The following is a 22795-nucleotide window of genomic DNA, read 5'->3' as shown; positions in this document are numbered from 1 at the left end:
GGGCCCTGCCCCGGACCCCGCGGGGGCTGTTCGCCCCTCGACCCGAACCAGGGCAAGCCCTGGACCTTTGGTGGAAGAACTGCGCTGCGCGCAGTTCTTCCAACGGCCGGTGGCAAGACCAAGGACGGCATTGCCGGTCGAAATGGCAACGCGGCTGTCTTGATGGGCAGGGTCGCTCCTGGTCTTGACTCGGCCTGTTCGATGAACTGCGCGATGCGCAGTTCATCGACCCCGGGTCCAGCGCTTGCGCTGGTCCGGGTCCAGGGGCGGATAGCCCCGGTGGGGCCTGGGGCAAAGCCCCAGCGCGGCGCCTCCCAGATGAGGTGGTGACGGGCGCCTGCGCGTCGTGCTCTCATCGGCTTCCCGGAAAACCGGAGGAGAGCACGCCATGGCCACCAAACGTACACCGAGCACCACGAAAAAGAGCGCGCGCAAAGCGTCTCCGAGCGCTGCGTCGACCCGCACCACCTCGGCCCCGCGGACGAGCGCCGCGCGCGCCCCCGCCCCCGCTGCCAAACGCAGCCGCGCCGCTTCCTCCTCCGGCCGGGCCACGACGGCCGCCGCTGCCGCGCCTGCGCCTGCTCCTGCTCCCGCTGCCGCTGCTGCGGACTCGAACCGCACGTACCTCGAGCTCTCCGAGGACGGCGGGGGTTCGCACAAGTTTTACGAAGTGGTGATCGACGGGACGAAGGTCTCGATTCGGTACGGCCGGATCGGCGATGGCGGCCAGAAGCAGGAGCAGAAGTTCCGCACGGCGGCTGAGGCGGTCGCGTTTGCGCAGAAGAAGATCAACGAGAAGAAGAAGAAGGGCTACGAGTCGGCCGTGATGGGTGTGCGGCAGAAGCGCGCCGTCACCCGCCGGACGATCCAGAGCAAGCCCTCGACGGCGAAGCGCGCGCCCGTTTTGTGGAAGTTCTCCTCTGGCGACGCGGCGCTCGGCATTTACATCGACACGAAGCTCTTCTGGGTCGGCAACCAGAGCGGCGCCGTGTTCGCTGTGACCGCGGACGGCACGATCGAGCAGCAATATAAGCTCCCCGACGGCGTGAAATGCATCATCGCCGACGACGATTGGCGTTATGCCGGCTGCGACGATGGCAACGTCTACGACCTCGGCGGCCATGTCCCGCGCCTCGCGTACGAGGTCGAGGAGAACGTCGACATCTTCTGGCTCGACATCTACCGCGGCAAGCTCTGCGTCTCCGACGCCGACGGCAACATTGCGATCTTCGATCACGAAAACGAGACGAACTGGCGCAAGAAGAGCAAGGGTTCTAGCGGCTGGATGGTGCGCGCCGACGAGAAGGGCGTCTATCACGGCCATTCCGCGGGCGTGACGAAGTACGCCTGGAAGGACGGCAAGGCGGTCTGGGAGGCGAAGACGCGCGGCTCGGTGCTCTTCGGCTGGCAGGAGGCCTCGGACGTTTATGCCGGCACGATGGACGACAAGGTGTACGTCTTCTCGAAGGACGGCAAACCCGGCGTCGTCTGCGATTGCGACGACACGGTCTACTCCTGCGCGGCCTCGCCCGGCGGCAAGTACATCTTCGGCGGCGACTCGAGCTCCACCATTTATTGCTTCGACGCGGCCGGCAAGCGCCTGTGGAAGCTCGCGACGGGGTGCGGCTCGGCGTACTCGATGCAATACCGCGACGAGCGGCTCTACATCGTCACGACCGACGGCTCGCTCGCTTGCATCGACGCGAGCGAGGAGGCGATCCAGAAGGCGCAGGCGGGCGAGGTTCCGGTCGCGCGCGACATCAAGGCTCCGGCGAAGGTCGAGGAGATCCCCTCGACGCAGCTCGAGACCACGCGCGATACGACGAAGGGCGTGATCGTCGAATGCGTCAAGCAAGGCGGCAAGCTCCGCGTGCATGTCGTCTCGCCGGGCTTCAAGTCGTCGTACAACTGCCAGTTCCCGCGCAACATCCGCGTCGAGGGCGCGCGTTACGTCGTCGACGAGGTGCGGGAGGCCGCGGGCGGCGGGTTCTACCGCGTGCTCGGCGAGATTCGTCGCCTCGCGCAGTAAACGAAAAGCCCCTTCCCCTCCCGCGCAAGAGCAGTTTTGTGGCCTGGCGAGGTCCGCTCACGGCGGCTATCCTCGGCCCATGCGACCTTCTCTTGCGTTCTCTTCAGCATTCCTTGCAGCGACCCTCGCGCTTTCCGTGTTCCCTGCCTGCAGTGACGGTGGCGGCAGCGCCGGCAATGGCGGCGCGGGTGGCTCCGGCGGCTCCGGCGGCTCGGGTGGGACCGGCGGAACCGGCGGCTCGGGCGGCGGAAATCCCGATGCCTGCTCCGCCGCGGGCAAGTGGCAGATCACCTACGAGCAAGACGCGGACGGCTGCGTCCCCGCGGGCGATCTCTTGACGGTCACGCCAAACGCGTCCGACGTCTCGATCAGCGTCACCTTCGAGGGCGATGACACGGCGCCCATGCATAGCTGCAACCCTGAGCCTCCGATGCCCGCCTCGTATACGGCGACCGGATCGGTCTCGGCGGACGGATGTACACTCACCCTGAAGAGCGACACGTCGTATTGCTTCTCGGGCGAGGATCAATGCGAGAAGCGCGAGATCACGCTCGTGCTCGCGGGCGACGACGCGACGGGCACGCTCGTGTACTCGAAGTGCGGGTGCCCCACGCCTGGCGCCGGCCCGATCACGGCGAAGGCCACGGCGAAGCGCGTGCCCTGACGGGACGAACCCCCCCGCGAGCCCCTCTTTCCTGCCTCAAGACGAGAGCAACGCCTCCAGGCGATTGCCGGCCGCCCGGCGCTCCAGCACCTCGAACACCTTCTCGGCAATGACGCCGCCCGCTTCGAGCGGCGGCAGCCCACCGGCATAGATGTTCGAGAGCACCGTATACTCGAAACGTGCCTCGGGATTGCCGCTGAACGCAGCGGCTTTCCGCCTCGTTTCGTCGTCGCGCAGGCAATACACCAGGTAGGCCGAGAGGCTACGCGACGCGAGGGCGTCGCCGCCGGGGCGCTCGCCGATCAAGCAGATCACGAGATCACATTGCACGAGCTCCGCGACATCCTCGGAGAGCTTCACCCGCCCGTTCGGGGCCAGGATGGGTTTGCCCATGGTGATGCCGCGAGCATTCAAGCCGTCGAGGAGGACGGGGAGCAGCTCGCTGGCATTGTGGTGGACGGCCTCGGCGCTGAGCCCGTCGGAGACGAGGATCTGCACCTGGCGGCGCTCGGGAAGGAGCGCGGCGCGGTGGTTTGCGGCGACCCGCGCACCCAGGGAGGGTGAATGGAGGTGCGCTTCCTTGGAATGGGCGTCCGTGGCGACCACCCGGAAATCGACGACCTCTTGCAACGCATCGACGCAGAGCACGCTCTGCGTCGCCTCGCGGCCGACGGCCTGATGAAGCCGAACGCGGCGGCTGACCTCGTCGGCGGGCCGCGGACCGGCGGATTCGAATCCATGCAGGGCCGGCGTGGTCGCGAGCAGCCCCGAAAGCTCCGCGTCCGACGAAAGGAACCGGCGCAAATCTCCCCAGTGCGGGCCGCGGGCGAGGCTACCGTCCTCCTCTTTGCGGAAAATCCCCCGCTCGATCGCCCACGCCTCGTACTCGGGCGTCACCCGCTTCCCGTACAGCTCGCGCAAGGTCTGGTCGTCGTGGCCGCTGGTATCGAAATACGCGAGCATTCGATCCGTATTCAGCGCGACATCCATGTAGTAATTCGCGCCCGCCGCGGTCAGCATCTGCGTGGCCATCTGCTGGCCTTCGAGCGTGATGTGCGAGTGGAGCGTGAAGCACGGCGCCATGCCCATGGGCAAACCGAGCAGCTTGCCCATGAAGTGGTCCTGCAGGTTCGACACGATCATCTCGAAATTGTCGAGGTGCGTCTCCGGCCCGATGAAGCCCGTGACGTTGTTCACCATGAAGGGATCGTAGCGGCGGGCGAGGCCGTAACAGAGGGCCTCCGTCGTCGTCATGTCGATGCCGTGGTGCTTGCCGTAGGTGAATTCGCTCCCCTGACCGGTCTCGAAATACATGAATTGACGCGCGTCCGGCCCGAGCGCTCCCTTTTCGCGCATGGTCCGATAGCCCTGGTCGAGCAACTCGACGGTCACGTCGAACTCGGCCGTGAGCGTCTTCTCGGTGCCGGCCAGGCTCTGAAAGAGGATCTCGACCGGCGCACCTCGTTCGAGGCAAGCGAGCTGCGTTTTGATGTGCCCGAGGACGCAGATCTGCGTGGGCACGCCCGTCTGCCGGCGGACTTTGTCGAGGTGACGGAGAAGCCCGGAAATGTTCTCGACGGTATCGATGGCAGGATTGATGCCCAGCAGCGCATCCCCCGCGCCCATCGAGAGCCCCCAATACAAGAGCAGCGTGATCCCACGCAGATCATCGGTGGGATGGTTCGGCTGCAGGCGCGAAGACAAGGTCCCGGGCAAACCGAGGGTCGTCCGCGCTTTCGTGGGTCGCGGGATGCGTCGAGCGAGAAAGATGAGCTCGTGCACGTCGCAGATCTTGGCCAGCGCGGCCGCCATCACGCCAGTCAAGGCCTTGCCCACGCGCGCGCTCTCCGCGCCCGGCGAGCGCAGGAGATGGTTTTTCAGCCCGCCCACGGTCATCGATTCGATCTCGGCAAAGACGGCGTGATCGATCGTGTAATTGACCCGCATGACGGAATCGACGTTCCCGTCGTCGTCGGTGAGCGGATGGTCGTAGAGGTGCCGCAGCGTGAGCGATGACAGAATCGTCCGAGCGGCCTCGCGGTGCCGGGCGCTCTTTGCCGCGAGCCCCGCGTTTCGATCGCCCGCCTTGTTCTCGTCGGCAGCGCCGAGGAGCGCTTTCAGGCCGAGGAACGAGATCTCCTCGTCGAGGACGGTCGTCCGATAGAACTCAGGCGGCCGCGGCCGCGGGACGACGATGTCGGACAATGGCACGAGCGCCTCTGGAACCTGCTGCATCGTTTCCTCGTTTCTCAATCCAGCCCGTAATACCAGACAGGAACGACGTGATCCTTCATGCGCCCGATCTGCGCGAAGCGGGCGTCCTTGACGACGACCTCGTCGATGACGACGAGGCGGACCGGGCTTTGGCCCCAGTCGCTGACGTACTGGCCGAGGGTTTTGCCCACGTTTTCAGCCACGAACAAGACGAGCGCCTGGTCGGGCCCGAGGGGACGCGCCTTCAATTCGTCGCCGAGCAAAGCGCCGAGCCGGCGGATGGCCACGAGCGGAGGACCGTGCCATTCGACCCGCAAACAGCCGCCGGACGGGCTCTCGCGCACGAGGCGAAGCAGCGCGTGCACGCGCGCGGCATCCGCATCGCTTCCCAGGCGGCCGAGGATGGGCAAGTCGCGCAGGGGTAGGACGCCGGGCGACGAGAGAAAAACGGTCGCGCCGGAGATGTCCATACTGTGCCGCATCATTCCGAAGACCGTCGTGCGGCCGAAATGGTCGGGGATCCATGCCGCGAGGTCACGCGCGAGGACCTCGGACGCGAGGATACGCTGGGCGAGATCAATGCCGAGATCCCCGAAACACGTCGTCTGCGGCCACGGCGCGCCCTGTAGTTTGTCGTAGACGAGCGCGCCTACGCCACCCGAGAGCGTGACGACGCGGGGCACGTGCGGCGCGGGTGGTTCGAGCCCGAGGTCCGTGTGCAAATGCAGGCGCGCGACGGGCGTCGTGAACGGCTCAGCGCGCCCGGTGACCGCGGATTCGAGGAGCGCGACGTAAAACGAGAGCACCGCGTCGACGTCGCCGGGAGACAACGTATCCCCGGGCCCGCGTGCAATTCCCAGGTGATCGAAGAGCGCCCGGGCATACCTCGACATCGCGACGATCCGATGACTCCCAGGCTCGACCTGGAGATGCCTCGCCCCCACGAACAGACAGCCCGTGCGGCGGACCTCTCCGTCGATTCCGAGCGCGAGGTTCGTCGTCCCGCCGCCGATGTCGAGGTTCACGATCTCGACCTCGGGATGGTGTCGCGAGAGCCGCGCCGCGCTCCCGAGAAACGCCATCCAGGACTCGAGGTTCGCGTCGCCGGAGGCCACGAGGATGGCGTCACCGAGGCGCGCACGGAGCAGCGACGAGAGCGCCGCCGCATTGTCCCGCTGGGCCGAAAGCCCCGTGATGAGCGCGCCGCCGCCGAAGATCTCTTTCCCCTGCAAATCCCCTTCGGCGAGCCAACGATCGAGGAGCGCCACGACCGCGCCCTCATCGATACGTCCCTCACGGAGGGGCGTGAAGACCGGGACGGACCGATATTCCTCGGTGAGCCGGCGGAGCTCCACCCGACCGGTGACGCAATTGCGTACCATCGTGGCGGACGCGACCATCGCACTGCTGGTCGTGCTGCCGAAGTCGAGACCCAACAGGCTGACCGTGCCGCTCAACGTGCCCCCCCAGGCTCCTCTCCCCCGCAAGTAGACCACGGATCTCGGCCCGGGGATAGCGTCCTTTCGCCTCGGAAGTTCGCCCCTCCGATGTTGGGGAGCCTGGGCTCGCGCGCTCCGCGACGGATGAGCCGGGCTGCAAGATATTGCGCGACCACGCAAGGGCATGCTGCGGCGCGCCCCCCCTTCGGCGCCACGTCTGCCCTGACGCACGTATTTCCTCCTCGTAAGGCAAGGGAATCATCGTGGCATGCGCCGTGCAAACAGGTGCCCGCGGAGGCTCGATCTCCATCGAGCACACGCAAGGAGCCAGCATGACCCTAATCAAACGGTTGTCCTGGGTGGGTGCGAAACGGCTATCGATCCAGGGCCTCGCGGCCGTGCGAACGCCGCGCGGCCTCCGCGAGGAGGCCATGAATCGCGTCCTCCAGGCCACGGGGATCCCCACCATCGAGAATGTCGCGACCCCGGAGGAAGAAGCCATCGAGCTCTTACGAATCGCGGCTGGCGTCGAGCACGCGCTGATGGTCCAGTACCTCTACGCCGCGTTTTCGTTCGACGATATACGAAATCCTCTCGCGAAGACGATTCGCACCATCGCCGAACAGGAGATGGCGCATTTCGCCACGGTGCAGAACCTGCTGCGTGTCCTCGGGGCCGAGCCGTTCCTTGGGCGCCGCGACGATGGGCCCCCGAGCGAGCTCGATCCCATCCCGTTCCGCCTCGAGCCCGCGAGCCGCGTCGCCCTCGCCAAATACGTCGCGCTCGAGATGCCTACGCTCGATCTGGTCCCGCCCGAGCTGCGCAGCGAGGTGCAGGCGATCCTCGCCGAGGCAAACGGCGCCGTCCCCGGAGACGTGCAACGGGTGGGCGCCATTTATATGAAGATCTACTGGCTCTTCCAGGAGGGGGATGGTCCCGAGGGCCCGCTCACGCTCACGCCGGAGACGGGCATGCCGGCTGGCTGGCACATCCGCGCGCTCAGGCCCAGGGACGAGGTCCTGCCCTTCCAGACGAACGCGGCCGAGTGGAGCGGCAGCGTGCCCCATTTCTACGTCGACCCCGTCGGCGACCGCGCGGATGCGTTCAAGGCGCTCTACCGAATCATGGCCCAAGGGGAGGGCTTGCTCGACGACGACGACTCGCATTTCCACGCCTTCCTCGAGGGGTATCGCAGCCTCGTCGGACCCCCCCCGCGGATTCTCCCGGTCCCGACGAATCCAAGCCTCTCGACGGAGCCGCACACCGACGCCGAGCGCGAGCAGAACCGTATCACCAACCCCCTCGCGCGCATGTGGGCGGAGCTATTCGATGTCCGCTATCACCTGCTTTTGCTCCTCATCGACCTTGCACTCTCCACGCCTGCGTCGGACGAGGCGCGCGCGAGGTACGTGGATGGGTCGCTGGACGAGATGAAGACGGGCATAACGCGCGTGACCCGGCGCCTCTTGCAGCTCCCGCGCAAAGAAGGCGGTGCGCTGGACGGCGACCGCGCAGCCCCCGCGTGGAGCGCGCCCGCCGCCCTGCCCTCCGGGAGAAACGAAGGCTTGCAACTTTTGAGGGAGCTCACCGCGCGCTCGGAGCGCCTGCTCGCGCGGCTCAACGAAATCGACCCAAGCCCCTCGGCCAGGGCACTGATCGCGAGCCTTCAAATGCTCGACTCCGCGCGCCGCGAAGACCGCCCCCTCCTTTCCATTTTACCCGTCGCTTGATGATCCATGGCCATTTGAACTCACGATATCGAGAAGACGAAGGAACGAACCCATGGCGAAGGTTTACAAGATTCACCCAGGAATCGGCGTCGCGCGCGTCGGCGACAGCAGCGACGCATTCTTCATCGGTCCGGAGATCCCCGGCGAGCGGGGCGTCGTGCCTACGCCGAAAGGTGAGCAGCCCGTGGAGCGATACAAGGACGCGTCGGGCCGGATTCTGCGGCAGGCCGCACGGTTCCGCGTCTACGAATACGAGAGGACCGACAAGGGAGCGCTGCGGCTCCTGCGGGAGATCACCGCGGCCGACGCGGAGATCACCTGGCACGTTCGTCTCGCCAACCGCAAGGCAGCCTCGAAGGGTTTCGCCTCGGAGATGCCTCGAAACCCGGACGTGCCCGAGGAAGAGCTCGTGATCGCGCCCGTCTTCGACCCGATCGTCGGCGCAAACCAGACGGCCGTGGCCAGCCGAGCGGCGCGCTTCATGGGGACCGAGGTCTATCTGGGCGAGCTGCGCACGGACGCAGCAGGCCGGCTGCTCGTCCTCGGCGGGCACGGCCATTCGGCCTCCGTGCCGACAGGAAAGCCCATCAACAGTTTCGCCAACAACCCGGGCTGGCACGACGACGTATCGGACGGCCCGGTGACGGCGACGATCCGGCTGCCGAACGGCGAGACACGGGAGGTCGACGCGCCGAGCTGGGTCATCGTGGCGCCGCCCGATTACGCGCCCGCCATCGGTGGGATCACCACCCTCTACGATATCGCGGTCCAGGCGTCGGTCACGCGTGGCTTCGAGGCGCCGCCGGCGACGCCCTCGTTCAAGCGGGACATCCTGCCCATCCTGAATCGCGCGAGCCGCCTGCGCTGGGTGGAGCAATGGGCCCAGTGGAACAGCATCCCGCGCGATTGGACGACGCTGTCTCGAAAAGGCGACCCCGCGGCCAGCGCCCTACGCCAGACGGCATATGCGCTCGTCAAGGATGCGCAAGATTCGGGCATCCTGAACGATTTCATGTTCACCGAGGTCCAGCTCGCGGCGCTCGACGCGTGGCTGGCGGAGAACTTCGTCGACGATGCATCCGCGCCCGAGGAGCCCATCGGCGTAACCCCGGGCGGCCTCGACCGCGCGGCGCTCGACGCCTGTGTGGGCGGCGGTTTCTACCCGGGTATCGAGGCCGGCGAGAAGATGAAAACCGCGGCGATGTACGCCGAGCGCTGCCGCCTCACGACCGCCCCGTTCGTGAACGCCGAAGGCGAACAAGAGACGCTCGTGCCCGGCGCGCTCACCGCGCGCATGGCCGTGCCGTGGCAGGCCGATTTTCTCAAGTGCGGCGTCGGGTGGTGGCCGTCGCAGCGGCCCTCGATGGTGATGCGCCGGCCGGACGACGCCACGCCGAGCGCAGGCTGGACGCGCGACATCGATGATCACACGGAGCTGGTCGAGAAGTTCGGGCGGCTCGGAATCATCGTGCCGCGCCGCAATGCGGCAGGCGAGGAGGTCCTCCTCGAGGCCGAGCGCAGCGAGATCTGAGGCGGAAAAACGCATCAGGAAAACGCCAATGGTTCCCTTCTTCGACGTGGCCGTCATCGGCGGCGGGCCGGCCGGGTGCTCCGCTGCCATCACGCTCTCGCGCGCAGGCCAGAGAGTGCTCGTGCTGGAGCGCGGGCGATACGAACGCCTGCGCGCAGGCGAAACCCTGTCCCCCGAGGCGCTCTTGCCCTTGCAGCAACTGGGGATATGGGAGAGGTTCGTCGAAGAAGGGCACCTTCCCTCGCCGGGCACCGTGTCCGCGTGGGGGAGCGAAGAGCTGCACGAGAACGAGTTCATCTGGAGCCCCTACGGGCACGGATGGCACCTCGATCGATTGCGGTTCGATCGATTCCTCGCCGCGGAAGCCATACGGTCGGGCGCGACGCTGCGCACCGGCGCCCATGTCCAGGCCTGCGAGCCGTCCCGGGGAGGCTGTCGACTCACCGTCGACGTGGACGGTCGCGTTGAGGTATTATACGCGGAGGCCGTGATCGAGGCCGCGGGCAGGGCTGGGCGCCGCCTCGCCGCGCCCAGCGCGCGCCGGATCAGGTTCGATCGCCTGGTCGCCCTGGTGGGCTACGTCGAGGGCACGAACGAAGAGGACGCGCGCACGTTGATCGAAGCGACTCCTTCCGGCTTCTGGTATTCGGCGCGATTGCCTGGACGAACCCTCGTTGCCGCCTTCATGACCGACGCCGACCTCCTGCCGCGGGGGGGACGCGGGGTCGCAGAAGCGTGGCAAGGAGCGCTCGCGGATGCGCCGCGGACGCGCCTGCGGGCGGGCAGAGGCCGTCTCACCGGCTCGCCGAAGGCGGCCCCTGCGGAGAGCGCATGCTGGGACGAGGTGACGGGCGACGGCTGGATCGCCGTGGGCGACGCTGCGTGCGCGCTCGACCCCTTGAGCGGCAGAGGTCTCCTCGAGGGGCTCTCGGCGGGCCTCTCCGCGGCGAACGCGCTCCTGTCAGGGAGAGAGGCGATGGCCGCCCATGCGCGCGCGGCGCACGTTCATTTTGCAGAATACTTGCGAACGCGGGGAAAAACCTACGATGCGGAGCGACGCTGGCCCGAGGCGCCTTTCTGGCGGCGACGACACGAAGCGTTTCGCGCGGCCGCCCACGAGCTTTCGCCGAAACTCGTGCCCGATCGGCACGTGCCGCGCGAGCGAGCGTGAAGGACGTCTAGAAGGGGCAATTCACGTACACCGGCCCCGAATACCCCGCGTCGACCCGCGCCCGGAGGACGCTGCATTTCCCCGGCGCGACCGGGACGAACACGCTGTGTCCGGGCTCCTCCGGCGCGAGGACCGTGCCATTCGCCCAGAAACGGACCTCCTCGCCCCGGGCCCGCACCTCCACCATCGTCGCATCACGAATCACGCTCCCGGGCGGCAACCACGTTCCGCCCGAAGCGCGCACCTCGAACGAGCACGCCGCCGGATCCCGCACGCAAACGCGCCCCGCGACGATGCCGTCCCGCACGCCCTTCGCCGAGCGCTCCTCCGCGAGCACGAACGTCGTCGCCCGCAGATGGCCACTATGGCTGTCCGACCCCCCGACCGGCACGAGCGGCCGCGCGCGCAGCGGGACCTCCCGATCGAGCCGCGCGAGCGTCGCCTCCAGCGTGGAAGCCGTGTCGCCGAGCAGAAAGCGATCCCGGAGCTCCGTCACCGCGAGGTTGTACACCTCGAACGCCTGCGCGATCCGATCGGCCGCGACGATCTCCTCCGGATAGGGCCCCGGCGCCGTGAACGGGCGCCACGAGAGGTTCGCCCGTGCCATGGGGATGATCGAATCGATTGGCGTGAGCAGCGGATGATTGATCACGAGCAGCCCCCCATGCTGCACGAATGCATGGAAAAACTTCGCCGGATCGGTGAGGGCCGCGCGCGCCGAGACGTCCGCGTACACGGCGCCGAGATCCGCGAACGCCGCCCCGACGTGGCCGTAATGGTAATCGGTGTACTCGAACCCCACGACGAAGATCGGCTCCCCCTCCCCTCGCGGCACGGCCCGTTCGAGCGCCGCGAGCTCGGCCTGCACCCTCTGCCGCATGGACTCGCTCTGGAAAAACTGTGACGGCACGTGCGGCGTGAGGACGACGAAGTCGAGCCCCTCCGCGCGCACGAGCTCCACGGTCTCCTCCATGCCGCGGCTCACGTGCCGGGGCGAGTCGGGCGGGCTCACGTGGCAATGCATGTCCCCGCCGAGGAGCTGATACGGGCTCGTCGCCTCCGGGAGGACCGCCGCGGGAGCGACGGGCGGCGCCGGCCGGTGCGCGCTCGACATGCTGGCGTCGAGCAGGTGATGCGAGATCGAACGGCTGCAGCCGGCGAGCAGCATCAAGGCGAGGAGGAGGGCCGTCTCGGGCGCGCGCTTCACGTGGTTCCTCTTGTCATGGCCGGGCTTGGACGGCATGGCAAGCGCGGAGCTTGGGCGCCGGATCGGCAAACGAGGATCCTGGAGCGGGGGCGAACCTTGGAGAGATGGGAAGATGCCGAAACGGCATTTCCCTGTCGAATGCCCGCCATTTGCCGAAATCCTGCCTGCTCGCCGGAGCCCGCAATGCTGCAGGCTCGGGCCCGCACCCGAGCACGTTTCCCGCGCCGAAAATCATGACGCCCGGCGGATCCGCGGAAAAAACGACGCGCCGGCGAGCCCAGCGGGACTGGCCCGCCGCGTGCTTTGAACAATCGGCATGATCGCGCTCCTCCTCAGCTTTGCATGGGACGTCCTTCCCCGTCGGCCCGTTCTCCAGGAATCCCCGCGCCTCGTCGAGGCGGGCGTCCGCATCGAGCGCCGCGTGACGGAGGACTACATCGCGCGGGTCGTGGCGATGAAGGACGCCGCTGCGCGCAACCTGCTCATCACCCAGGCCTACGGGGATCTTTCGCTCGAAGTCGCGGATCTCCTCGGCAGCGGCGCCGGCATCAATTGGTGCACGATGGCCGCCTGGGCCTCGCGCCGCGCCGGACAATCCATTCGTGGCGAGGATCTGCCGGGACAACAATACGTCGCCCGCGCCGCGGCGCGTGTCCCGGGCGCGCGGTTTTTGCTCGATACCCTGCGCGACGTCTCGCGGGAGGTCGGCGAGGGCAATCGCGAGGTCTTCATGGAAGTCGCCCCGGCCTTCGCCGGATTCGCGCGCGCCTACCGCGAAGGCGACGAGGCCCTCGCCGCGTTCTTCGCCTCGTTCACGAAAGGCTCGCCCGATCGAGGCGGACAGGACATCCTGCGCCGCGCCTTCGAATGCTACCTCGAAGCGGCCCGGACGCACGCGGGCAAACGCAAAGCGGAGCTGCTTTACGCGGCGAACCTGTACGTCGCGCTGCAGGAGCAGACGCGCCTGCAAGGCCGGATCGCGGCCGCGATGCCCGGCGGCCCGACCACGCGCGCGCTCGTCACGAAGGCGATGCTGGAGCTCGAGCTCGGCGGCGGTACGGCCATCCACAAACTCGGCGCGGATCTGCCCGATGGGCCCTTCGGCGAGTACCTCGAAGCGCTCGAAGATCCGGAGCTCGTCACGTTCGTCCTGCGCTTCGACGCCGACATCCAGTCGACCTGCGGCAGCCGCGCCGAGCGCTGGGATTCGCTCGCCGATCGCATGCGCTTCATCGTGGAGCTCTTCCGGCTGCATGGGAGCGACGCCTCGCTCTTCGAAGAGCCCATCAGCGCCGCCGAGTGGCTCGCGCTCACCGGCCGCGTGCGGCCGCGGCGCCCGTTCGCATCGCGGCCGCTCGGCTGACCCTCATTTCTCCGGCGTGGATCCGCCGCCGACGCGCGCCGCGATGCGGCCCATCGAGTGATCCAGCTGGAGCATCGCCTGGATCCGATCCACCGTCGCCCGCGCGACGCGCAGGCGCGAGGTGCGCACGGTGTCCTCGGCTTGCTGCACCTGGAGCGGCGTCGACGTGCCAAGCGCGAAACGCGCGCGCTCGGCTTCGAGCTGCTTCTCGGCAATGGCCACGGTCTGCGCCGCCGCCCTGCGCCGCGCCTCCGCGGATTCGAGCTGCGCGACGAGACGAAGCGCGACGATGCGGATCCGGCTGCGCGCGGCTTCGAGCTGGTTTTTCGAGATCTGCGCGTTGATGCGCGCATTCTCGACCTCGGCCGACTCCCGCGCCGTCGTGAGCGGCGCCTCGAAGAGAAACCCCACATATCCGTTGACGGCGCCGAACGTCCCGATCTGCGCGAACGCCGGCGCGATGCTGCCATTGCCGAGGCCGCGGAGCTCCACGTACCCTTCCACGTCGAAGCGCGGTCGATACTGATCCCCCGCCACCTGCGCGCGGGATTCGGCCGAGGCGACGCGCGCCTCGAGCTCCTTGAGCTCCGGCGAAAGCGAGGCGAGCGCCTTCTCGACCTCCGCCACGGTCGGCACGGGCGGGTCCACGGGATCCCCCGACGCGCGCAGGCGCGCGTTCGGATCGATGACGGCGAGGAGCTGGGCGAGCTCGAGACCACGCTGGATCTCGGTGAGCTCGGCCGACGTGACCGACTCGCCGAGCGTCGCGATGCGCGTCTCGTACGAAAGGACATCCACGGCCGCGGCCGCGCCCTTCTCGCGCCGTTGATCGGCCGCGTCGCGCTCGACCTTCGCGAGAGCATTCGCAGCCTGCTCGATCGCGAGCGCGCGCGACGCGTACCAGAGCTCCCAGTACGACGTGAGCGCGTCGCGCACGACCTCGCTCGCCACCCGCTCGCGCCCCTCGTGCGCGGCCGTCCGATCGAGCTCCGCGGCCCGCAGCCCCGCCTCGCCCATACGTGTCCCCGCGCCGCGGAGAATCGGCTGCGTAAGCGAGAGCCGCGTCGACACCGAATACCCCGTGCCCGCCGCGCCCGCCGTGACGAGCTCACCGACGGGGTTCGACGTCGAGCTGCGGCTGCTCTGCACGGAGAACGACACCACCGTGCCGGTCGCGAAATCCTTCCGCAGCGCAGCGTTCAGCGCGAAGACGTCGCGCTCACCGACGCTCACCGAACCATCGCGCTGGAGCGTGGGCGACGCGCTGTGCGTATATCCCCCGTTCGCCGTGAGCACGAATGGATACCGCACCTCCTGCGCCCGCACCAAGGCCGCCGCCTGCTTCTCCGAGAGAATCGCCGAAGCGACGTCGGGGTTGTGACGGAGCACGAGCGTGACCACGTCGTTCTCCGTGATCTCGTGGACCACGGGCGAGGAGCCTCGCGTGGCCCCGCTCGCCGGGACCTGCTGAGCGGACGCGTCCGCGGAGGAGAGGGCGAGCGCGAGCGAACACACGGCGACGCACCATTTCGACGTTCTATTCATGACGCAATGCCTCGATGGGGTTGAGGCGCGCCGCCTTGCGCGCCGGCAGATACCCGAAGATGACCCCGACGGCCGCGGAGAACGCGAAGGCCCCGGCCACCGTGCCCGGCGAGATGACGAATGGCAGCGACAAACTCTGCGTCGCCGCGTACGAGAGCGAGAGCCCGAACAGGATCCCGAGGATCCCGCCGAGAAGCGCGAGCACCACCGCCTCCACGAGGAACTGCAGGAGCACCTCGCTCGCGAGCGCCCCGATCGCGAGCCGCGTCCCGACCTCGCGCGTCCGCTCGGTGACGCTGACGAGCATGATGTTCATGATGCCGATGCCGCCGACGAGCAGGCTCACGGCCGCGATGCCGCCGAGCAGGCCCGTCATCGACGCGGTGACGCTGCTCATCGTGTCGGCGATCTCCTGCATGTTACGCACGTTGAAATCGTCGACCGCGCCGGGCTGGATGCGGCGCCGCTCGCGCAAGAGGTCCTCCACCTGCGCCTGCACCGACGACGTCAGCTCCGCCTGCTCGACCTGCAAATACACCGAGCTGATGTTGTTGTTGCCCGCGATGCGCCGCTGGAAGGCGCGGAGCGGCATCAAAACCACGTCGTCCTGATCGCCGCCCATCGCGGCCTGGCCCTTCGAGGCGAGCAAGCCGACGATGAGGCAGGATACCTGCTTCACGCGAATGCGCTGGCCCATCGGCATCGCCCCGGGAAACAGGTTGTCCCGCACGGTCTTGCCGATGATGCACACGGGGGTGCCGGAAGCCGCCTCGGCCTCCGAGAAACTGCGGCCCATTTCGACCTTGTAGCCGCGGACCTCGAAATATCCCTCGTCGACGCCGATCACGCTCGTCGGCCAGTTCTGGTTGCCGACGACCACCGTCGTGTTCGATTGCGCCGTCGGCGACAGGGCCTTGATCCCGGTCACCTCGCGCTCGATCGCCTCGACGTCGTCCTTCTGGAACGGATTGCCCGCCGTACGCTCCGGCCCGCGCCGCGCCGCGCCGGGCGAGACGACGAGCATGTTCTCGCCGAGCGCGCCGACGTCGCTGCGCACTTTCTGCGTCGCGCCCTCGCCGATCGTCACCATCGCGATGACCGCGCCGACGCCAATCATGATGCCGAGCATCGTCAAGAACGAACGAAGCGCGTTTTTCCGCACCTCGCGTAACGACATGATCAAGGTGGCCCAGAGCATCAGCGATTCCCCGAGATGATTTTGCCGTCGCGAAACACGATGGTCCGCGTCCCGTACTCGGCCATGTCCGGCTCGTGCGTGACCATCACGACGGTAATGCCGTGCTCGCGGTTCAGCTGCACCATGAGCTCCATGATCTCGGCCTTCCGCGCGGTATCGAGATTACCGGTCGGCTCGTCCGCGAGGAGGAGCGACGGCTCCGTCACGAGCGCCCGCGCAATGGCGACGCGCTGCTGCTGGCCGCCCGAGAGCTTGGCGCTCGTGTGCCCCGCGCGCGACGAGAGGCCCACGAGATCGAGCGCCTTGAGCGCGCGCTGACGCCGCTCCTCGGCCGGCACGCGCCGGTAGATGAGCGGCAATTCCACGTTCTCGAGCGCCGTCGTCCGCGCGAGCAGATTGAACCCCTGGAAGACGAACCCGATGAAATGGCGCCGGAGCAGCGCGCGCTGGTCCTGATCGAGATTGCAGACGTTGACGCCACGAAAGAGGTAAGCGCCGGACGTGGGAACGTCGAGACAACCGATCATGTTCATGGCGGTCGACTTGCCCGAGCCGCTCGACCCCATGATGCTGACAAACTCCCCCGGATCGATGCGCATGTCGACGCCGTCGAGCGCGCGCACCTCCGACTCGCCCTCGCCGTAGATCTTCTCGACGCGCCGGAACTCGACGATGGGGGTTTGGGGGCGTAGCTCGGCTTGTCCGAGCGCAGCCCCCAAGGGATGACCCGGGGCCACCGTGGCGCCGCCGTCCGGGCGAGGCAGCTCAGCCACGCGGCGCCTCGATCATGCTGACCACGACGTCGGTCCCCTCGGTGATCTCCTCCGAGCGAATCTCCGTGCGAATGCCGTCCGTCGCGCCGACCTCCACCTTCACGCGGCGGGGCTCGCCGCCCGTCGGCAGCCAAAGGACGGGCTCGCGCGGCGCGCCCGTGCCACCCGGACGCTTTTGCTGCTGCCCCATCCCCCCCGGCCGGCCCATGGGCAAGAACTGGTTCACCGAAATGCCCTGCTGCTGCTGCGAGCTCGACTTCCGGTTCGGGTTGAACCGCAATGCCGCATTCGACACGAGCAGCACGTTCTTCCGCTCGTCGACCACGACCGTCGCCGTCGCCGTCATGCCCGGCCGGAGCAATCCCTTCGAATTGTCGACCGAGAGCCATGCCTCGTACGTGACGACCGTCGTCCCCGTCGTCGGCATGTTCTTCACGGCCAGCACCTTCGACGCGAACGATTGCTGCGCATACGCGTCGACCGTGAAGCTCGCCTCCTGCGCCTCCTTCACCGCGCCCACGTCGGCCTCGTCGACCTGCACGTTGAGCTGGAGCTGACCGAGATCCGCGGCGAGCACGAAGAGCACCGGCGTCTGCATGCCCGAGGTCACCGTCTGGCCCGGCTCGACCGCGCGGTTCAGCACGATTCCATCGATCGGCGAACGAATGACCGCCTTCGAAAGGTTCGTCTTCGCGACCTTGAGCGACGCCTGCGCGAGCGTCACCTGCGAGGAGGCCGACGACACCTGCGCCTCGGAGCGCTTGTAGTTCGCCTGCGCGGTCTCGACGTCCTGCGCCGGCGCGAGCCCCTGCGCCAGCATGGCCTCGGCCCGCGTGAGCTTTTGCTTGTTCTCGCTCGCCGTGGTGCGCGCGTTCACGAGCGAGGCGCTCGCCGAGGCGAGCTGCGCCGTCGCCTCCTCGATCCGGGCCGTGTATTGCTCGGTGTCGATCTCGGCGAGGATCTGGCCCTTCGTGACCTTGTCGTTGAAGTTGACGTGGACCTCGAGGACCCGGCCCGTGATCTCGGCGCCGACCTCGACGGTGTTGCGCGCCTTCAAGGTGCCGGTGGCCGTGACGGTCACCCGGAGGTCGCCGCGCTCGACCTTCTGCGACTGGTACTTCGTGCTCTCCGCGGCGGCGGTGGTCTTCTTCTTCCAGGCGTAGAAGCCGCCGCCGCCGCCGGCGACGAGGACAGCGGCGAGCAGCACCCACGGCAGCCGCCGCCGTTTGCCCCGCGCGACGACCCGGAGGACCTCGGGATCCCCGGCGGTCGGCTCGATGGTTCGAGGAGATGTCATGATCGTTCCCCTTGGACGGTTGCCGAGGCGGGCTCCCTACGCGGGGACGTGGCCGATCGTCGGAGGTCGACGCGCGCCCCCCCGCGGGAGAGGCGTCAGCCCGCCGCCACCTTGACGAGCTGCTTGCCGGTGTTCGCCCCGGTGAAGAGCCGCCGGAGCGCGGCGGGCGCGTTCGAAAGGCCCTCCACGACGTCGACGCGATCCTTGATGCGCCCCTCGGCCGCCCACCGCGCGAGGTCGCCGATGGCGTCGCCGAAACGAGCCGCGTAGTCGGTCACGATGAACCCCTCCATGCGGCCGCGCTTGAGCACCAGGTTCATGAGGTTGTTCGGCCCGTACGCAGCCTCGGCGTTATTGTAATCGCCGATCGAGCCGCAAAGCACGACGCGTCCACGCAAGGCGATGTACGAGAGCGCGGCCTCGAGGATCAAGCCGCCGACGTTGTCGAAATACACGTCGATCCCGTTCGGGCAGAGCTCGCCCAGCCGCTTGTAGACGTCCTCGGCCTTGTAATCGATCGCCGCGTCGAACCCGAGCTCGTCCTTGATCCACGCGCATTTCTCTGGGCCGCCCGCGATACCCACGACCCGACAACCCTTGATCTTGGCGATCTGCCCGACCGCATTGCCCGTCGCGCCCGCGGCGCCCGAGACCACGACCGTCTCCCCGTCCTTCAAGCTCCCCACGTCGAGCAGCCCGAAATACGCGGTGAGCCCCGTGAGCCCGAGGAGCGAAACCGCCATCGTCGGCGGCACGCCGTCCGGCAGCTTCCGCGGCCCGCGGATCGAGGGCTCGATCACGGCGTGTGTTTGCCACCCCGTCATCCCGTACACGAGGTCCCCCGGCGAGAAACCCGGGAGACTCGAACGGACCACACGCCCGACGCCGCCCGCCCGCATGACCTCGCCGATCCCGACGGCCGGCAGGTACGAGTCGCGCTCCATCCAGATCCGCTGCGTCGGATCCACCGAGAGATACAGCGTCTCGACGAGGATCTGCCCCGGCCCGAGCTCCGCCGGCAAGGGCTCCTCGTGCCACGTGAAATCGCTGTCCTTGATCATGCCCTGGGGCCGCGCGGCGAGACGCCAGGAACGGTTCACTTCGGTCATCGTCTGCTCCTCTCGCGGCGCACCCTATCCGTCCGGCGCGCCCCGAGCAACGGCCCGCGCGCCCCCCCTTCCCTCCGCCGCGATCCCCCCTATGCTGCGCCCATGTCCCGCGTCCCCGGACTCCCCCTGCACCCGGCCGTCACCCTCCTGCCTTTTCTATACCGCCCGTTCCCCTTCCTCGACGCCATGGCGAAGCGGTACCCGGACGCCTTCACCATGCGCTTTCCGGCCATGCCCAAGCCGGCCGTGATCTTCCACCACCCCGACGCCGCCAAGGAGATTTTTGCCCTCGGCCCGGACGACGCCCACGCCGGCCAGGCCAACGCCGTGCTCAGGCCACTGCTCGGCAATGCCTCGCTCCTCCTGCTCGACGGAAAAGAGCACCTGCGCCAGCGAAAGCTGCTCATGCCGCCGCTGCACGGCGAGCGCATGTCCTCGTACGGCGCCCGCATGGTCGCCCTCACCGAGGCCTCGATCGCCGCCTGGCCCGAGCGCGAGCGCTTCCCGGTGCACGAGCGCCTGCAGGCGATCACGCTCGACGTCATTCTGCGGGTCGTCTTCGGCATCGGCGAGGGCGAGCTCTTCGATCGATTGCGCGAGCGGCTCGTGGGCATCCTCGATCTCGCGACGAGCCCGCTCTTCCTCTTGCCGTGGTTCCAGAAGGACCGCGGCCCGCTCACGCGCTGGAACCGCCTGGCCCGGGCGCTCCACGAGGCCGACGAGATGCTTTACGCGGAGATCCGGCGCCGAAGGGCCTCGGGCGAGCGCGGGGACGATATTCTCTCGCTCCTGCTCGACGCGCGCGACGAGCAAGGCGAGCCCATGACCGACGGCGAATTGCGCGACGAGCTCGTGACCCTGCTCGCCGCGGGCCACGAGACCACCGCGACCGCGCTCTCCTGGGGGCTCCGATGGATCCTCGCCTCGACGAGCCTGCGGGCGCGCCTCCTCCGCGAGCTCGAAACGGAGGGCGCGCTGCCGGCTCTCGCGCCGGAGCGTATCGCCCGCTGCGCGCTGCTCGACGCGACGACGCGGGAGATCTTGCGCCTGCAGCCCGTGGTCATGATGGTCGGCCGCGTCCTCCAGCGGCCGATGCGGATCGGCGGCTACGACCTCGACCAGGGCACGCCCGCCCTCGTCTCGATTTACCTCATTCACAGGAGGCCCGATCTCTACCCGGATCCGACGCGTTTCGATCCGGACCGCTTCTTGCGCCAGCGATTCGCGCCCCACGAGTGGCTCCCCTTCGGCGGCGGCATCCGGCGCTGCATCGGGCTGGCCTTCGCGCTCTACGAGATGAAGATGATCCTCGCCACGATCCTCGCGCGCGCGGAGCTACGTCTGCCGCTCTTCGGCAAGGTGCACGAGGTTCGTCGCGGGGTGACGATCGCGCCTTCCCGCGGAATGCCGGTCGTCATGGAGCGGCGCGACTCAAACCGGATCCACGATCGAGAAGATCGCTCGTAGCAAAGCATTGGGTATGGCGAGCGCGGCGTACGCGACGAAGAGCTTCAGGGCGAGGCCGTGCTTCTTCGTGGTGAGCCAGTTTGCCCCGATGCGGAGCAGGCACGTGAGCCAAAGCCCGACGAGCGCGCCATTGGCCGGGAGGTACTTGAAATCGGCCCGTCTCACGAAATCGGACAGGGATGCCAAAAACTCGCTCGTCGTCCCCGCGGGTTCTGCCAGCCACAGAAGCAGGGCGCCGAGGAGGCAGAACGGAGCCGTGAAGACGCTGAGGAGGGGGAGCGTCGCCAGGACGAGGTACACGCGCGCGTGATCGACCTTGATGGGTCCGCTCGCCCTGCGCCCCGCGCGATGGAGGAGGATGACCGCCGTGAGGGATGCGGCGAGCACGGCGCAGGCGGCGCCCCACCCGCGGAGCAGGGCGACGCACAGGATTCCCGGGGTGGACTTCTGCGCATGGAAGAAGCTCAGCGCGTAGGCGCTCCGGAGATAGTCCACACTGCCCATGACCAACCCGACCGCGGCGCCGACCGGGAAAGAGAACCTCACGATCTTGTCGTAGGGCGAGACCACGCCGGGGAGGGGCGCGGCGGGCGGCGACGCGACGGGCGGCGCGTACGCTTGGCCGAGGTCGAGTTTGTCGTCCATGTCCCTGCCCGGCATCCTACGCGAACGGTTTGTCGGGGTCAACAATCACCGCCCCCGTCCTCTGGAGCGACGACTCGCTGGGCTTGGCCTCCTCCCACTGTGCGATGATTTCCTCCAGCGCGGATTCGATGGGACCGAGCTCGTCGAGCTCGTCGAACGGAGCATCGTAGACGAACAACTTTCCCTGTTTGTGCCCGAAGTACCACACGTTGGATGCATCCATGAAGAACGAAAGCTCTGGGTCCAGCTCCAGGGCACGCTTGACCTCCACCTGCTCTCCCAATCCGTGGAGACCATAGAGGTAAAACGGCGTCTCCCACGCCGGCATGGCTACTTTCAGGGAGCTATCCACGAGCGTTCCCCCACGACACGCGCCGTAAATCTGCTGATGCATGCGAAACTCCGACGCGGGCGGTCTCGTCCAATCGGTCGAATAGTACAGTACCGAGACGAATGCCGTGCCGCTTGCCCATATCTTTGCACGCATGCCCTCCTTGTACGTCTCGTCTGGCTGTCCGTAGCGGCGGATGAGCACTCGCTCTAGAATTCCGAGGTCGTTGTTACTCATGGTTTTCTGAAATCTCCGCCATGCGCTTTGAGATGTCCCTGCGTTCCTCCTCGTACCGGTCGCACGACAGAGGGGTCGGCCGCAAGGTCAGGCCGGTTGGCGACGGTAGGGTCATGGTGCCAGCGGGCATCCAACGGAAACTCGCCAGTCTTACGGATATCTTCCAGCTCCTTGTCCGTCCATACACCACTCCCTCGGCCTCCCTTTCGAATATCTGCAAGCTCTTGGGCCTTCTTGGCATCTACACCCTTGCTGCGTGCCGTCTCAATCGCCCGCCTCTCCGGCGTGCCCTTGGGTGGAAGCCGCGCCTTTCTCCCCGCCTGCCCCGCCCCGCCGTTTGGACTTGACACGGGCTTCGTCGTCGTGGTGACCGTCGTCCCGCTGGGCGGCTTCGGCTGCGCCGCAGGCGGCGGGCTCGGAGCCGGCGCGCTCGGCAGCTTCGGCCGCCGCAAGAACCCGCCCGGTCCGCCCGCCGCGCTCGGCAGGAACACCGGCATACTTCGTAGCCTCTGCTGGGCGACCCGCAGCACCCTCGCCCCCACGGTCTCCAGGGCCGCCGCTCCCCCGGAGGCGACCATCAACAAGGTGTCCGCCAGGGCGTTCACGATCGCGAATTTCAGCTCGGCGTCCGCCCAGCCTCGCCCATACCCCTTGAGGAAGCCCTCCCAGGCGATCGTGGCGAGCCGCTCGTCGTCGTATGTCGGCAGGTCAGGGATTGCATCGAGTTGTTTGGCAAGATTGGTCCGGATGACTTCGAAGACTTCGGCATCAGGTTTGTCCCGAATGTCATAATCGAAGTTTCCTAGATACGTGACGTCGATGGAGTCCTTCACTCCAGCCGCCTT

At 67.8% G+C, this 22795-nt stretch carries 18 protein-coding genes; 7 read left to right on the top strand and 11 right to left on the bottom strand.

Annotated elements, in window-relative coordinates; genetic code table 11:
* Positions 1-388: 388 nt before the first annotated feature.
* Both KEG57_RS46755 and KEG57_RS46750 read left to right on the top strand, forming a co-directional pair.
* The gene (locus tag KEG57_RS46755; RefSeq protein WP_272425860.1) at positions 389-2029 is read left to right on the top strand and encodes a WGR domain-containing protein; all 1641 of its coding nucleotides are present in this window, start codon (positions 389-391) and stop codon (positions 2027-2029) included.
* Positions 2030-2108: 79 nt separating this feature from the next.
* A complete protein-coding gene (locus KEG57_RS46750) occupies positions 2109-2693 on the top strand; it encodes a hypothetical protein (RefSeq protein ID WP_272425861.1) in 585 nt (194 codons plus the stop codon).
* Between the two features lie 36 nt (positions 2694-2729).
* On the opposite strand, the gene eutB is transcribed toward KEG57_RS46750, so the two are convergent.
* Together eutB and KEG57_RS46740 are read right to left on the bottom strand one after the other, a co-directional pair.
* The gene (eutB, locus tag KEG57_RS46745; RefSeq protein ID WP_272425862.1) at positions 2730-4928 is read right to left on the bottom strand and encodes an ethanolamine ammonia-lyase subunit EutB; all 2199 of its coding nucleotides are present in this window, start codon (positions 4926-4928) and stop codon (positions 2730-2732) included.
* A gap of 14 nt (positions 4929-4942) precedes the next feature.
* A complete protein-coding gene (locus KEG57_RS46740; protein ID WP_272425928.1) occupies positions 4943-6532 on the bottom strand; it encodes an ethanolamine ammonia-lyase reactivating factor EutA in 1590 nt (529 codons plus the stop codon).
* Between the two features lie 146 nt (positions 6533-6678).
* Here KEG57_RS46740 and KEG57_RS46735 point away from each other — a divergent pair, with 146 nt between their 5' ends.
* The 3 genes from KEG57_RS46735 to KEG57_RS46725 are packed head-to-tail and all read left to right on the top strand — an operon-like array spanning position 6679 to position 10778.
* Positions 6679-8076 (top strand): ferritin-like domain-containing protein, encoded by a 1398-nt coding sequence (locus KEG57_RS46735; RefSeq protein WP_272425863.1) that lies wholly within the window; start codon positions 6679-6681, stop codon positions 8074-8076.
* A gap of 52 nt (positions 8077-8128) precedes the next feature.
* Complete coding sequence (locus tag KEG57_RS46730) at positions 8129-9607, top strand: LodA/GoxA family CTQ-dependent oxidase (RefSeq protein WP_272425864.1); 1479 nt, start codon at positions 8129-8131, stop codon at positions 9605-9607.
* A gap of 28 nt (positions 9608-9635) precedes the next feature.
* Positions 9636-10778, top strand: coding sequence for an FAD-dependent oxidoreductase (locus tag KEG57_RS46725; protein ID WP_272425865.1), 1143 nt, complete (start codon positions 9636-9638; stop codon positions 10776-10778).
* Positions 10779-10785: 7 nt separating this feature from the next.
* Here KEG57_RS46725 and KEG57_RS46720 read toward each other — a convergent pair whose 3' ends face one another.
* Positions 10786-12021, bottom strand: coding sequence for a CehA/McbA family metallohydrolase domain-containing protein (locus KEG57_RS46720; RefSeq protein WP_272425866.1), 1236 nt, complete (start codon positions 12019-12021; stop codon positions 10786-10788).
* A 280-nt stretch (positions 12022-12301) separates the two neighbouring features.
* Between KEG57_RS46720 and KEG57_RS46715 the strand changes: the two genes are divergently transcribed.
* Positions 12302-13348: a hypothetical protein gene (locus tag KEG57_RS46715; protein WP_272425867.1), complete on the top strand. Its 1047-nt coding sequence runs from the start codon at positions 12302-12304 to the stop codon at positions 13346-13348.
* A gap of 3 nt (positions 13349-13351) precedes the next feature.
* Here KEG57_RS46715 and KEG57_RS46710 read toward each other — a convergent pair whose 3' ends face one another.
* From KEG57_RS46710 to KEG57_RS46690, 5 genes are all read right to left on the bottom strand, one after another.
* Positions 13352-14893 (bottom strand): TolC family protein, encoded by a 1542-nt coding sequence (locus tag KEG57_RS46710; RefSeq protein ID WP_272425868.1) that lies wholly within the window; start codon positions 14891-14893, stop codon positions 13352-13354.
* Positions 14886-16091 carry an ABC transporter permease gene (locus KEG57_RS46705; RefSeq protein WP_272425869.1) on the bottom strand — a complete coding sequence of 402 codons (1206 nt, stop codon included), beginning with the start codon at positions 16089-16091 and terminating at the stop codon, positions 14886-14888. Before KEG57_RS46705 ends, KEG57_RS46710 begins: the two co-directional genes overlap by 8 nt.
* On the bottom strand, positions 16091-16864 hold the full coding sequence (locus KEG57_RS46700; protein WP_272425870.1) for an ABC transporter ATP-binding protein: 774 nt from the start codon (positions 16862-16864) through the stop codon (positions 16091-16093). The genes KEG57_RS46705 and KEG57_RS46700 overlap by 1 nt, the downstream gene beginning before the upstream one ends.
* The gene (locus KEG57_RS46695; protein ID WP_272425871.1) at positions 16857-18161 is read right to left on the bottom strand and encodes an efflux RND transporter periplasmic adaptor subunit; all 1305 of its coding nucleotides are present in this window, start codon (positions 18159-18161) and stop codon (positions 16857-16859) included. Before KEG57_RS46695 ends, KEG57_RS46700 begins: the two co-directional genes overlap by 8 nt.
* Before the next feature lie 95 nt (positions 18162-18256).
* Positions 18257-19270: an NADP-dependent oxidoreductase gene (locus KEG57_RS46690; protein WP_272425872.1), complete on the bottom strand. Its 1014-nt coding sequence runs from the start codon at positions 19268-19270 to the stop codon at positions 18257-18259.
* A 102-nt stretch (positions 19271-19372) separates the two neighbouring features.
* On the opposite strand from KEG57_RS46690, the gene KEG57_RS46685 reads away from it, so the two are divergent.
* Positions 19373-20737, top strand: coding sequence for a cytochrome P450 (locus KEG57_RS46685; RefSeq protein WP_272425873.1), 1365 nt, complete (start codon positions 19373-19375; stop codon positions 20735-20737).
* On the opposite strand, the gene KEG57_RS46680 is transcribed toward KEG57_RS46685, so the two are convergent.
* The 3 genes from KEG57_RS46680 to KEG57_RS55965 are packed head-to-tail and all read right to left on the bottom strand — an operon-like array spanning position 20702 to position 22783.
* Positions 20702-21382 carry a hypothetical protein gene (locus KEG57_RS46680; RefSeq protein ID WP_272425874.1) on the bottom strand — a complete coding sequence of 227 codons (681 nt, stop codon included), beginning with the start codon at positions 21380-21382 and terminating at the stop codon, positions 20702-20704. The genes KEG57_RS46685 and KEG57_RS46680 overlap by 36 nt on opposite strands.
* Before the next feature lie 16 nt (positions 21383-21398).
* On the bottom strand, positions 21399-21950 hold the full coding sequence (locus KEG57_RS46675; RefSeq protein ID WP_272425875.1) for a hypothetical protein: 552 nt from the start codon (positions 21948-21950) through the stop codon (positions 21399-21401).
* Positions 21947-22783 carry a hypothetical protein gene (locus tag KEG57_RS55965; RefSeq protein WP_272459715.1) on the bottom strand — a complete coding sequence of 279 codons (837 nt, stop codon included), beginning with the start codon at positions 22781-22783 and terminating at the stop codon, positions 21947-21949. The genes KEG57_RS46675 and KEG57_RS55965 overlap by 4 nt, the downstream gene beginning before the upstream one ends.
* Positions 22784-22795: the final 12 nt, after the last annotated feature.

This window comes from Polyangium jinanense (assembly GCF_028435365.1).
This window is presented reverse-complemented; position numbering and strand designations above follow the sequence as displayed.

Bases quoted from the DNA above. Each gene is read 5' to 3' on its own strand.
- KEG57_RS46755 (WP_272425860.1), top strand. From the start codon at position 389: ATGGCCACCAAACGTACACCGAGCACCACGAAAAAGAGCGCGCGCAAA.
- KEG57_RS46750 (WP_272425861.1), top strand. From the start codon at position 2,109: ATGCGACCTTCTCTTGCGTTCTCTTCAGCATTCCTTGCAGCGACCCTC.
- eutB (WP_272425862.1), bottom strand. From the start codon at position 4,928: ATGCAGCAGGTTCCAGAGGCGCTCGTGCCATTGTCCGACATCGTCGTC.
- KEG57_RS46740 (WP_272425928.1), bottom strand. From the start codon at position 6,532: ATGCCCTTGCGTGGTCGCGCAATATCTTGCAGCCCGGCTCATCCGTCG.
- KEG57_RS46735 (WP_272425863.1), top strand. From the start codon at position 6,679: ATGACCCTAATCAAACGGTTGTCCTGGGTGGGTGCGAAACGGCTATCG.
- KEG57_RS46730 (WP_272425864.1), top strand. From the start codon at position 8,129: ATGGCGAAGGTTTACAAGATTCACCCAGGAATCGGCGTCGCGCGCGTC.
- KEG57_RS46725 (WP_272425865.1), top strand. From the start codon at position 9,636: ATGGTTCCCTTCTTCGACGTGGCCGTCATCGGCGGCGGGCCGGCCGGG.
- KEG57_RS46720 (WP_272425866.1), bottom strand. From the start codon at position 12,021: ATGCCGTCCAAGCCCGGCCATGACAAGAGGAACCACGTGAAGCGCGCG.
- KEG57_RS46715 (WP_272425867.1), top strand. From the start codon at position 12,302: ATGATCGCGCTCCTCCTCAGCTTTGCATGGGACGTCCTTCCCCGTCGG.
- KEG57_RS46710 (WP_272425868.1), bottom strand. From the start codon at position 14,893: ATGAATAGAACGTCGAAATGGTGCGTCGCCGTGTGTTCGCTCGCGCTC.
- KEG57_RS46705 (WP_272425869.1), bottom strand. From the start codon at position 16,091: ATGCTCTGGGCCACCTTGATCATGTCGTTACGCGAGGTGCGGAAAAAC.
- KEG57_RS46695 (WP_272425871.1), bottom strand. From the start codon at position 18,161: ATGACATCTCCTCGAACCATCGAGCCGACCGCCGGGGATCCCGAGGTC.
- KEG57_RS46690 (WP_272425872.1), bottom strand. From the start codon at position 19,270: ATGACCGAAGTGAACCGTTCCTGGCGTCTCGCCGCGCGGCCCCAGGGC.
- KEG57_RS46685 (WP_272425873.1), top strand. From the start codon at position 19,373: ATGTCCCGCGTCCCCGGACTCCCCCTGCACCCGGCCGTCACCCTCCTG.
- KEG57_RS46680 (WP_272425874.1), bottom strand. From the start codon at position 21,382: ATGGACGACAAACTCGACCTCGGCCAAGCGTACGCGCCGCCCGTCGCG.
- KEG57_RS46675 (WP_272425875.1), bottom strand. From the start codon at position 21,950: ATGAGTAACAACGACCTCGGAATTCTAGAGCGAGTGCTCATCCGCCGC.